8 protein-coding genes are annotated in these 11,914 nt (G+C 71.2%); 1 reads left to right on the top strand and 7 read right to left on the bottom strand.

Annotated elements, in window-relative coordinates:
- Positions 1-382: 382 nt before the first annotated feature.
- Positions 383-895 carry a hypothetical protein gene (locus QSK52_RS38440; protein WP_285740935.1) on the bottom strand — a complete coding sequence of 171 codons (513 nt, stop codon included), beginning with the start codon at positions 893-895 and terminating at the stop codon, positions 383-385.
- Positions 896-901: 6 nt separating this feature from the next.
- Positions 902-1,093 (bottom strand): hypothetical protein, encoded by a 192-nt coding sequence (locus QSK52_RS38435; protein ID WP_285740934.1) that lies wholly within the window; start codon positions 1,091-1,093, stop codon positions 902-904.
- Between the two features lie 362 nt (positions 1,094-1,455).
- Between QSK52_RS38435 and QSK52_RS38430 the strand changes: the two genes are divergently transcribed.
- Positions 1,456-3,393, top strand: coding sequence for a Helicase associated domain protein (locus tag QSK52_RS38430; protein ID WP_285740933.1), 1,938 nt, complete (start codon positions 1,456-1,458; stop codon positions 3,391-3,393).
- A gap of 575 nt (positions 3,394-3,968) precedes the next feature.
- On the opposite strand, the gene QSK52_RS38425 is transcribed toward QSK52_RS38430, so the two are convergent.
- The 5 genes from QSK52_RS38425 to QSK52_RS38405 all read right to left on the bottom strand — a co-directional run bounded on the left by QSK52_RS38425 (position 3,969) and on the right by QSK52_RS38405 (position 11,293).
- Positions 3,969-5,189: a TniQ family protein gene (locus QSK52_RS38425; RefSeq protein WP_285740932.1), complete on the bottom strand. Its 1,221-nt coding sequence runs from the start codon at positions 5,187-5,189 to the stop codon at positions 3,969-3,971.
- Position 5,190: 1 nt separating this feature from the next.
- On the bottom strand, positions 5,191-6,459 hold the full coding sequence (locus tag QSK52_RS38420) for an AAA family ATPase (RefSeq protein WP_285740931.1): 1,269 nt from the start codon (positions 6,457-6,459) through the stop codon (positions 5,191-5,193).
- Complete coding sequence (locus QSK52_RS38415; RefSeq protein WP_285740930.1) at positions 6,452-8,575, bottom strand: transposase; 2,124 nt, start codon at positions 8,573-8,575, stop codon at positions 6,452-6,454. Before QSK52_RS38415 ends, QSK52_RS38420 begins: the two co-directional genes overlap by 8 nt.
- Positions 8,576-8,643: 68 nt before the next feature.
- Positions 8,644-9,492 carry a TnsA-like heteromeric transposase endonuclease subunit gene (locus QSK52_RS38410; RefSeq protein ID WP_285740929.1) on the bottom strand — a complete coding sequence of 283 codons (849 nt, stop codon included), beginning with the start codon at positions 9,490-9,492 and terminating at the stop codon, positions 8,644-8,646.
- Positions 9,493-9,814: 322 nt separating this feature from the next.
- Positions 9,815-11,293: a hypothetical protein gene (locus tag QSK52_RS38405; RefSeq protein WP_285740928.1), complete on the bottom strand. Its 1,479-nt coding sequence runs from the start codon at positions 11,291-11,293 to the stop codon at positions 9,815-9,817.
- Positions 11,294-11,914 lie beyond the last annotated feature (621 nt).

Genomic DNA, 11,914 nt, shown 5'->3' with positions numbered 1-11,914 from the left:
CGAGCTTGGAGCTGCGGGAAGAAGACATGACGGGGTTCCTCTCGAAACGGTTCGGGTGGCGAAGCGGCGTGCCGGGCACGCGGGAGGGCCAGACGGTGCTGGTGGACGGCTGTCCTGCAGGAACAGCCGGAGCGTGAGCACCGGGCGCTGCACGGTCGGCAACCGGGGCCGACAGCCGGGGTCGACGGCCGGGGCCGACGGCCGGGGCCGGCACGGACCGGTAGGGCCAAGGTCAAGCGGACGGGCGGTTGTCCGTGGGGAGGGCGGTGGTGCAGTGGCGCGGGGAAGGAGGCCGGGCGGGCCCGGGGATCACGGCAGCCGGATCGGCGGCGGACAGCTGTCCTACAAGGGGAAGCGGTCGGTGCGGTGCAGGGGCAGAGGGTCAGCGCGCCGTGGGCGGGACAGGTGGCTGGTAGTGCCGTCGCAGCATCGGTGACGCCTGGTGGCTGCGGGTGAGGAGGCTGTACGCGACAGCCAGTGGGTCCTTCGCTGGGGCCTCGGACAGGGCCGGGGCTGCGGGGTGCCCGGTGGCGGAGCCAACCTCGGTGGCGGAGCCAACCTCGGTGGCAGGTCCAACGCCGGTGGCAGGTCCAACGCCGGCGGCAGGTCCAACGCCGGCGGCGGAACCACCCTCGGTGGCGGAGCCAGCGCCGGTGGCGGAGCCAGCGCCGGTGGCAGGTCCAACGCCGGTGACGGAACCACCCTCGGTGGTGGGGCGGGTCAGCAGGTAGAGCAGCAGGTCGACCTGTTCCGGCTCGCAGCGGACGGTGATGTGCTGGAGGGCGTCGGCGGGTCTGGCGTGCGCCCACAGGGCGGCCTGGACTTCTCCCGCCTCCCCGTCCGGGGGTCGCCCGGCGGCGCCCTTGCGGCGCAGCGAGGCGTAGACGATGTCCATCCGCGGTCAGCCGCCCCAGCCGAGGCTGTCGGTGGTGGCGGTGGCAGGCGGGGCGGGGGTCGTGGTGGGGGCCGTGGCGGGGGCCGTGGCGGGGGCCGTGGTCGCGTCGGTGGCGGAGGCGGCCACGGGGGTCAGGAGCAGGGCGCCGAGCGAGAGGGTGAGGACCGCGGCGGCCTTGGCGATGCGGGTGCTGGTCATGGTGGTCTTCCTTCGGGTGTGACGGGGGATCGGGCGGTCGGTCTGGTCGAGGAGTCCCGCGGTTGACCCTCTTCCGGTGCCGCCCGGTTGTCGTTCTCCCTGGCGGCGATCTCTACTTTCGTCGTTCCGGAACCCCCTCGGAAGGGGTTCCGGATGTCGCCAACCGGACTGTCCGACACCAGACAGACTGTCATGCGCTCATCAAAAATTGCGGGCGGGCATCCTTCGGACATAGGTCCGAGGATGCCCCAAAGTTCGCAAAATCGATCTTGTGATCGAACGCGCAGGTCTGTCAGGATGCGTGACGCTTCGTATGCCACCGCACACGACATCACCCACGAACCACCACATGAGGGGGGACCATGCTGGAGGCTCTGGGACTCACGGCCACGGCCGGCCGGGTCTACCGGGCACTGCTCGACCGGCCCGCCGACGGCATCGACGAGATCGCCGCCCACTGCGCGCTCAGCGCCACCCAGGTCCACGACAGCCCGGTCGCCCACGACTACCCGCTCGGAAAAGCTATTTCCGACGGCGTGGTTGCCCCGTACCGGATCGTGTGCGTCGACGTCGCCAACCCCGTGCTGCAGGGCCTGGAGCAGCGCGGTGCGGACGTCCGCTCCGTCGAGTACCGCGGGGCGCGGCTGGCGGCGCTGCAGACCGCGCTGCTGTCCGCGTGCGCGGAGTGGGACCTGAGCCGGACCCTGTCCTTCCACCACCTGGTCGCCGAAGCACGGGCGATGAGCACCGGCCTCCCGGACGTCGCCCGGACCTTGTGGGAGCAGGATGCGGCGCTGCACCCCAACCCCGAGCTGGTCGGCGCCAGCTGGCTGGAGGCCGACCACACCCCCGCCCAGCGGCGGGCCGCGCTGGAGGAGTTCACGGAGCTGGTACGGCCCACGGACGGGCTGCGGCTGCTGCGGCACATCCTCGCGTCAGTGAGGACGCTGTCGGAGGGGGTGGACACGTTCGCGTGCGACAGCGTGTTCTTCGCCGACGTCCGCGGCTCCATGGTCGACCTGGTCCAGGCCGTCGGGCGGGCGCTGCGCACCACCCCCGACTCCGGGAAGATCGCCACGATCGTGGTGCCGGTGCTGCTCGCCGCCGGGGAGAGCGGCGAGGACCTGCTCACCTCCAAGGCCTACGACGGGCTGGCGAAGGTGCTCCTCGCCCTGCGGGCCCACGACGAAGCCGCCGTCGAACGCCTGGCCCTGCCGCAGTCCGAGACCTGCCCGGACCGGGAGCCGCGGCACTCCGGGGACCTGGACGAGGTCCGCTCCGCCGGCGGTGAGGAACGGCTGCTCAGCTTCTCCACCGAGCGCGACCCGGCGGTGATCGCCGCGTTCGTCCGCACCCGCGTGCTGGAGCCCGAGAAGGAGGAATTCCGCCGCGGCCTGGAAGAACTGACCGCCTACCGCAAGGCGTTCGGCGACGCGAAGGTCCCCTACGCCTACCGCGCCCCGTCCGGGCACCGGCTCGGGGTGTGGGTGGCCGACCAGCGCCGCTACAAGGCCGCCGCCGTCCTCGACGACAAGCGGATCGCCGAACTCGACGCCCTCGGCATGGTGTGGTCGGCGTTCGACACCGCCTTCACCGACAACCTCACCGCGGTGGCCGGGTACGCCGCCGCACACGGCCACGCCTGCCCGCCCAACGACGCCGTGTGGGACGGGCGCCCCGTCGGGACGATCCTGAAGAACTGGCGCACCGCCCAGCGCCGCACCGAAACCCTCCAGCGCCGCGCGGAGGCGGGCGAGACGGACTTGGACTGGACGGGGGCGTTCCCGGCCGACCGGAAGGCGGCGGTCGATGAGATCGACCCGGGTTGGTGCCCCACCTGGCCGGTGGAGTGGCAGCGCTGCTTCACCCTCGCCTGGCGCCACGTCACCGACGGCAGCCAGCTGGTCAGTTCAGCGCCCGGGGCTGTGGTCGTCCAGGGCGAAGACCTGTCCGCCTGGGCACGGGCACAGCAGGCCGGCTGGGACAAGCTCGGCCCCGCCCAGCAGTGGATGTGCGAACACGTCCTCGGCCTGACCCCGCTCGAGCCCGACCAGCTGCCCGCCCCGAAGGTCCCGCGCGCCGCACAGGAGGAACGCAACCTCACCGCCGCCGCGCAGTACCGGGACCGGGAAGGCCACCTCAACGTCCCCCGCAAGCACAAAGAACCCCTTCAGCTGGCCGACGGCACCACCGTGGAGATCAGCCTGGGGCTGTTCATCGCCAACAGCCGCAGCCGCCGTACCAGCATCCCCCACGCCCGCGCCGAACGCCTGACCGAACTCGGCATCCGCTGGGACTGAACGGGAGCCGGGCACCGGCCGGGCGGTGCAACGCGACCCGGCCGGTGCCCTACGAGACCACCGCAGCTACCTGCCGTGTCCGAGGGCGACTACTGACCGCCTGGCGGTCCCCGCTGCCCCAGCCGTCCCCTCCCCCTCCCCGGCCGGTGGCGCCGCGCAGCGGTGCCGCCGGGCCACCGCGCAGCGGATCAACCATCACGCCGTCGGCGCGCAGCATCAGGTTGTCGGGATCTTGTCTCCGCCCCTGTTCTGCGCGCCGACTCTTCTGTTCCTCAGCTCTTGCTCGACGCCCTGGTGCCCTATGCCCGAACTTTGCCTGTCATCCATGCCGGAGAGAAGTTGTCGGCGTCTCAGTCCCTATGGACAAATGGCTGTTGAGCTGCGGGAATGACCCTTCGGGCGAAGGTTTCTGAAGCAACCTCAGAGGCAACCTCAGAGGCAACCTCAGAGGCAACTTCAGAGGCAACCTCAGAAGCAACCTCTGCCAACGACCATCTGCTCATGTGCCTGTGCACGATAGTTGGCCAACTGGGCAGGCTAGTTGGCCAGACTGTGCAGCGTTGTTGGCCAGACGCTCAGACGCGAGTGAGGCCGGGAACCCGTTCGAGACGCTGGGTTGTGGTGGCTGTGTCGGGGGCCCGGCGGGCGGGTCTGAGAAGGACGGCCTGGAGCGGGAGAGAGGTGCCGGGCGCCCGGCGGATGTTGTAGCTGACGGACTGGTGTCGGTAGCGGGCCTCTTCCGCCAGCGGTTCCAGAACGGCTGCTGCTGCGACCTCGTCCGGACTGCTTAGGAGCCGGGCCGCCAGCTCGAACACGGCGCCGGCAACGAGTGGATCCGTCGGCGGGTCCGAGTAGGCCCGACCGGCGAGAGATCCTCTGGCCGCTCGGAGTCTGCTGAAGGCGGTGTGCCGGCGGTCGGCCTCCGGGTCGATGGCCTGGGCGAGCGTGGGTGTGGCGACGAGAGGTCTCGCCTCCGGCCAGCTCATGAAGATCAGTGCCGTGACGGCGCGCAGATCGGTGAAGTACTGGGCGGTGGGGACTTCCCATCCGATGCTGCCGACCGTGGTGGGGCCGTCGTGGTCCAGCAGCGACTGGATGTGCTCCTGGGCTGAGCTGAGAGCCTGGCGCGTCTGCGGGGAGAGGCGCCGGAAGTCGTTGCTCTCGGCCTGGGTGAGGTCGGCTCCGCAGGCCGGGCGGACGCTGCGGGTCTTGCCCGCCGACTCCAAGCTCCCTCGGCACTGGGTGGGGTGGAGGCCGTCGTCGTTCGGCCGTCCGATGAGACTGTTCGGGCCGCCGGCCTGGACCGGGGATCCGCAGTCGGGACAGGAGTCCCGCAGGAGCCGGCGGTGGTGCGGGCAGGTGAAGGCGACCGGGAGGCGCCAGGTCCTGCGCCAGGTGCCTCCGTGCAGGTTCTGGATCTCGCTTCCGTCTCCGGCGAGGCAGTCGGGGCAGTAGCGGATGTTCTCGGTGAACGCCCACGGGCCGTCGGCTGCCGCTGCCGTGCGTGTGGTCGCCAGTGGTCCGTAGCGGGTGCTGATCGGTGCCATCAGCAGACCGCTGACCTCGGCCGGGTCGAGGCGGGTGGCGCGGCCGAAGTGCTCGGCCCGCTCGGTGTCCAGCTCCAGCGCGAGGCGGACCGGGATGCGGACGATCTTCGCGTCGCTGGCGGCGAGGCCGGTTCTCCGCAGCATCCGGATGGGGTCGACGTGGTGGCGGTGGGCCAGCCGGATCAGGTAGCCGGACAAGGTCTCGTCGTCCAGCGGGTCCAGGCTCAGCAGCAGGGGACGGGAGGTCATTTCACTCCCCCGAGGCCCGGTTCTCGTGGTCGTCGAAGACGGTGTTGCGGGGCCTGCCGCGTCGACGTTGTCCTGGGACAGGCCCGGCCGGGACAGCCGTCGCGGGCGGGATGTCCGGGATCTCTCCCGCGTCGGGGTCACGGTCGGGGAAGTTGCCCAGGCCGATGTTGACCTCCGCCAGCAGCTGGGGCGTGAGCCGCTCCGCGCCGGTGCGCATGGCGTGGTCGCATCCGTCCACGATCAGGCGCTTCAGCAGGCCGACGATGCCGTTGGTGCGGGCGAACAGGTACTCGGGCATGCCGCCGCCGGTGAGCATGCCTTCGTGTCCGTGCAGCAGCCGCAGCTGGACCTCGATGCCGGCGAGGTGGCTCATCCAGGCCGCGATCCCGGTGTCGGTGCCGTAGTCGAACGGGTCGAGTGCGATCAGGTCGAAGCGCCGCTCGGTCTGGGTGGCCGCCTCGTCCAGGAAGCTGCGGCGGCTGGTGCCGGGCATGACGATCCTGCCGGTGCGGCGGTTGTGCCGTCCTTCCCGCAGCAGGCCCGAGCCAGGGATGTCGACCCCGATCAGGACGAGCGTGACGTTCATGTCCATCAGGTCCCGCACCAGGTCGAGGGTGTCCTGGTCGTCCTCCCTGTGCATCCGCAGGCGCGTGATGTCGTCCAGGACCAGCACGGCGGAGCTGTGCGCCTTCAGCTGGTCGCGGACCGCGCGGACCGACAGGTGCAGCGTCTTGGGATGCGGCGCCCCGAAGAAGTCGAGGATCGCCTGGCAGAGTCCCTTCGGGGTCGCCCGCACCGGTGTCTTGCAGTAGACCACCGGTGCCAGGAGGTCCCTGGTCCCCGGCACTGGCACCGGCTGCGGCATCAGCTGCGGACCGAGGCCGCGCCAGAGGCCCTCGAACTCGGCGGCGACGTCGCAGGCGGTGGCGGTCTTGCCCTGGAATCCTCCGCCGCTGATCATCAGGCCGTCGCGGGTGCCGGGTTCAAGGTCGAGCGCGTTGTTGCGCATCCGGCTGTCCATCAGCGCGGCAACCCGGTCGCTCATCGGGGTCCGCTGGAGCGTCAGGTTCACGTGGGTCGCGGCGCGGTGGAGGTCGTGCAGAGCCCGCGCTCGCGGGCTGAGCGCCGCGTGCTCGGCCGCCGTCATCCGGGGCGCGGGTGCGAAGGTGCCGCGGGTACTGAGCCAGTGCTGCCAGCCCTCGAAGGTGGTGCGGTCCGGTGCCGGGCCGAAGCCGAACAGCGGCAGGCGGTCGGCCATCAGGTCAGTCATCCGGTTGTCCCTCGTCGTCGGGTGGCAGGAGGAAGAGGTCACGGGTGCGGTGGCTGCCGAGCGGGCCGGGCAGCGGCGGGGGCCCGGGAACTGCCTGCTCGCGGCGGCGTCGCCGGTCCTCGTCCACGGCCCGCGCCACCTGGTCGCGCCGCAGCACGACCACCTCGGCGGAAGCGGGCGGCACAGTGCCTTGCCGCGGCCAGCGCCGGTCCCGCTCAGCGGTCAGCGCCCGGCTCTCCTCCCGGGCCTGGCCCGCCCGGCGCCGCTTTCCGCCCGCCTCCTTCGCCGCCCGGCCCGGCCAGTTGTCCACCGGGGCGTGCTCGTCCAGCAGGTCCAGGAGCACCGGCAGCAGGTCGCGGTCGTCGACGGGGACGAGCCCGCTGTCGCGGGCCAAGGCGATCATCTCCTCGACCTTCGCGTCGGAGAACGGCGGAATCTCGCCCTCGGGCGGCAGGCCGGTCCACCGCAGCGGGTGCCAGTGGCCGGTGACCGGGTCCTCGAAGAACACCTCGCGGCGATCGCGCGGGTCGTGCCGGATCCGCCACAGGCCCGGATGCCGGCCTCGCCGCTGCGAGGGCTTGCCCCGGTAGTCGTCGACGGCGGGGCCGTCGTACCAAAGGCTTCTGATCTTCACGCCGCGCTTGCGGTGGATCTTGACGTAACTGGCGGGCAGGACGCCGTAGTAGAGGTCGGACGAGGGGATCCGCAGGCCGAAGCCGCCCTGTGCGAAGGAGGCGGCGAACAGCGTGTTGGGGCTGTGGCGCTCGTTCGGTGCCCAGGGCGGGGCGTGCTCGCCCAGGCGCCGGTTCTGCCAGGTCCCCACGATCCACGTCGCGATCAGGTGTTCCATCTGAGCCAGGGTCAGCACCGCGTCGCCCTCCGGGTCGGCGCCCCGGTCGGCGACGTCGACACCGCGAAAGCCCGGCAGGGACTCGAACAACAGTGTCTGCGCGGAGAGGAACGCCCGCTCGCACGCCGCCTTGTCGGTCGCCCGCATCATCCGGGCCGGCAGGATGCTGCAGCCCAGCCGCTGCTCGACCTCGACCAGGTGGTGGGACTTGTAGACCGAGCCGTGGTCGGTGGTCACCGTGTCCGGCGCGAAGAACGGCAGGCCGGCCACCTCGTAGCCCGCGAACTCGGCCACCACCGCCGCCGGCACCCCGGGGTAGGGCCAGGCCATGTCCTCGCTCCACCCCGGCCGCATCGGCAGCGGCAGCATCACGTCCCGCAGCAGCAGCCCCACATCCACCGCGGTGTCCGAACCCAGGGTGAGGCGGAAGGCGACCAGCGAGCGGGTGAACACGTCCATCGCCCAGGTCAGGTGTGCGCTCACCGCGTCACCGAAGGCGTGCTCACGCAGCAGCACCGGCAGCGGCGTGGTGTCCAGCGCCGCGACCTGTCCCGGCCGGGTGATCAGGATCGACGAGCCGCCCGCGTCCATCGCCGCGGCCGACCGCTGGTAGCGCTGCCGCGTCCCGCCCGGTCCGTACCACTCCTGCCAGACCCGCGACAGCGTGGTGTAGCTCGGCACCACGGCCTGGTCACCGAACCTGTCCCGGACGTACTGGTGGATCAGCTTCTCCCGGGTGCGCATACTCACCCGGGAGCGGTGCAGGCACTCGACCCGCACCGCCTCGATCGCCTCCTCCACCTGCGCGCTCACCGACGTCCGGCCCGGCGAGGCCCGAAACCACCGCCCGTCCGCGCACGCCTCAAGCCGCTGCCCGCCGTCCTGCCACCGCCCGGCCAGGCGTCGCAGCGTCCGCTCGCTGACCCGCTCCAGACCGAGCCGGCTGGCCTCCGCCGGGTGCAGGCCGGCCAACTCGGCGACCTTGCGGCCCAGCCTCTGCTCCTTCGTCGTCACCAGCGGGTCGTAGCCCTCCCGCGGCTCTCCTGGCTCCGGCCGTGCCGGATCGCCGCTGCGGAAGCCGCAGTCCGCTTCCAGGGCGTGCGCCACCCTGATCCGCAGCAGCACCAGCTGGTCCTCGCTCAGGTCCTCGCGCGCCACCGTCGGTCCCGAACCGCTGCGGACCTTCCCCGCCAGCAGGCCCAGGGGCCAGACCCGAACCCCGCCATCGGCGCTGACGAGCACCACCTCGCCGAAGGCGGTCAGCACGTCCCGAACGGTCCACTCACCGTCCTCAAGCCGGAGCACGGCCCCGGGCCCGACCTCGACGTGGCCGTTCACCGCGGTGCACCGCCCGCCAGCGCGACGACCGAGCCGTCCCCGAGCGGCTCGGCCAGGTCCACGCCGATCCGCCGATGCCACAACAGGTGCAGCGCGTGCGCCCGCGCCATCACCGGGAACGAGGTCGCGCGGACCAGGTCGCCGAACGGCATCGCGCCATCGGCGAGCACCGCCACCATGCGCTCCTGCAGGTCCAGCAGGTGGCTCATCGGCCGGGCCTCGGCCCGCAACGCCTCGATGGCACCGCTCACGTGCGGCCGCCAGCCGGCCACCACGCTGTACTGCCAGCCCACCGTCCGGGCCAGCTCCGCTGCCGCCACGAAACCCGGCCGGTCCACGTCCTTGACCAAGTGCAGCGGCCGGACGTCCACCAGCCACCGGCCGCCCCGCGTCACCACCAGGTAGTCCGGGATGTGGGTCCGGCTGCGGCCGGCCGCCCGGTACCGAAGCCGGAACGGCTGCGACAGAACGTCCCGCACCGAGCCCGCGAAGTCCGCCGCCCGCAGGAACCTGCGCTCCTCCAGGCTCTCGAACCCGTGCAACCGGCCCGTCGAGACCAACAGCTCCAGGCCCGGACGGTGACCCTGCCGCGGATGCCAGCTGAACCCCCGCACCGGCCGGGTCCGCCCGACCGGCACACCCTCCAACTCGGCCACCGGACACACCAGCTCGGCCCCGTCCAGGCACCACGTCGTCGTCCAACGCCGCTTCCACCCCGGCCCGACATCGAGGCCAGCGCCGTCAGCTGGCCCCGGCTCGTACGCGACCAGCAGGTCATCCACCGTGCAGGACGCCGACCACACCACCGACCCAAAGCCGGTCCCCAGCGTGCTGCTCGCACTCATACCGCCAGCACAGCACCCCGCCCAGCACCTACCGAAGGGCAAGCCTCATCAGTGACCCCGTACGTGTGAACCACCCAGTCGACCGACCTTGCGAGTCACTCTGGCCAATTAGCATGTCCCGTTTGGCTAACTATCGAGTCCAGGCACAGCCATCTGAGCGAGCTACTTGGCCAGACTGATCAGCCTTGTTGACCAGGGTCGTGGAGCGACTGGCGTGGAATCGCCTCAAGGATCTGGCTAGGAGCCCTCGGGAGGGGTGGCTGGGGTGACCGGTGGGAACGTGCCCGCGCCCCGTCAGCCTCAGCCGCGCGTGGCTGGGGGTTCAAGGACTGAGAGCGGCTGCGAGGATCATGTCGACTGCCTGGGGCGGCAACTGTGGGTTGCTGGCGGCTGCTCGCCAGGTCTGTAGATCGCCTCCCCGGACCACCTGGCAGAGCTGCTCGGGCGACGCCGCCGGGTTCTCGGCCACCGCTTGATCCATTTCCGGCCCTGGATGGTTGCTCAGGCAGGCCGCGAGGGCAGCAGCTGTCGCATTCTCGTTCCAGGCGACGGCCAGAGCGGCCTCGAATGGACTGTCGCGGTCTTGTGCGATGGTGAGCAGCAGGTCAGGGGGGCAGGACATCGTGAGGGCGAGGTCGGTGTGGCTGCTGGGCCCGTACCGGTGCGCGGCCGCGCGGAATTGGTCGGGGTCACGGGTGTAGATGACGGCGAGGAAGGCCACCGTGGGGTCCGGGTCGCTGATCAGTCTGGTGCGTACCTCGGGGCGCAGCCGGACGTGTCCGAGGGCCAGCTTCCGGACGCGGGGGTCGGGATGGTCGGCCAGGGCCATCATGCCGTCGAGGTCCTGATGGAATAGGCCTCCGCCGCTACCGCCGGTGAGAGCTTCGCGGACCAGCAGGTCGATCGGGATCGTTGTCTGGTTGCTGAGGACGTTGCTGCGCCAGCGGCCGTCCTGGGCGTCGTAGAGGTGGCGGATCAGTTCGGTGGGTGCGCCCCTGTTGCCCGCTACGCGGGCGGTGATCTGGGGATCGCCCAGGGCGGTGAGTCGCTGGTAGGTCTCGGGCCGCAGGCCGCTCCAGTAGCTAGCGGCCGGGACGGCCAGGGCGGGCCAGGTGGCGTCGAGGAGTTCCTCTACCGCTTCGGCCGGCGCCAGTCGGTTCCCGATGGCGGTGCGGCGCAGTTCCGTCAGGGCCGCCGCTGGCTCGGGGTGGTGCGGGCACGGGGTCAGGGGCGCTGGCCCGTCTGCGATGAGGAGGCTGCGCAGGACTTCGCCGTCGGTGGTGGAGAGGGCGAGTGCGATCCGCACGCACGCTTCGGTGCGGTGGCGGGTTTGTGGTTCGCCAAGGTCTTCCAACAGCCGGACCGTCGCGGCGACCACCGCGCAGTCCAGGTCTTGGGCAAGCGTCAGGATCGCGGCGCGGCGCTCGCTGGTGAGCGTGTTCTCGGCGATGTCGTAGTCGTGGCCGATGTTTTCCGCGAGCCCGCAGCGGACCTCCACGGAAGGACAGGCCAGGAGACGGCTGATCCTGCGCCCGGCGGGGTCCGGTCGGCCGAAGGCGGCCAGCTCTGCCAACGGGTCGTCCTCGGGGATCCGGTCCGTCGGCATCGCCCCGGATCTGATCAGGTCGAGGAACGCCTGCCGTCCGCCGGTCGCTACGAGGGCGCCCAGCTGTCCAGGCGTCAGCTCCGGCTGCAGGCGCAGTTCCAGCAGGACATCGGGGTCACCGTGGGCGATCAGGGCGTCGACGTGTTCGGGACGCAACGCCGGATTGCTGGCCAGGTTCCGCAGGACAGTGTGCACGCCGAGGAGCGTCGCACGACGCGCACACACCCGCCACGGAATTTGCCGGGTTGAACCGGCGGCTCGGTGCCCGCTGTCGGTGCCGGAGCCACGACGGTGCGGCCGCCCTTTCACAGCCCCGGCCAACTACCTTGCATCGTTTAGCCAACTAGCGTGCACAGGCACACCAATGTGCCGGGACTCGATAGTTGGCCAACGGGACAGCCTTGTTGGCCAAACGGGACACGCTGGTTGGCCAGACACCGAGCCCGACCAGACCGAGGGCCGCTTCGAGGACCCGGGCGCTGCTTGCCCTCGCCGGAACCAGCGAAGGCATACGGGCCAGCCGATCTGGTTACCCTGCTGTCCTGCCTCTGGCACGAATTGAGTAGTCGGCGGCGGGGGGCTGTGGCACTGTGGCCGCTGTTCGACGAGTGCACAGTCAGGGGAAAGCGTGACCGGTTCCGACAATGCAGGCACGGTTCCCGCTGCACTGCGTGCCGCGCTGTCGGCTACTAGGGCCCGTCTTCAAAGATGATCAAGCAGTGAGATCATCTGGGGCGTGATACGTCGTCATGAGCTGTCCGATGCCGAGTGGGCCGTGCTCTCGCGGTTCCTGCCGAGTTCGGGGACCGCGGGGCG

Origin of the sequence: Kitasatospora phosalacinea (assembly GCF_030268885.1) — a bacterium.
In the GTDB taxonomy this organism is placed as follows: Bacteria; Actinomycetota; Actinomycetes; order Streptomycetales; family Streptomycetaceae; genus Kitasatospora; species Kitasatospora phosalacinea_C.
This window is presented reverse-complemented; position numbering and strand designations above follow the sequence as displayed.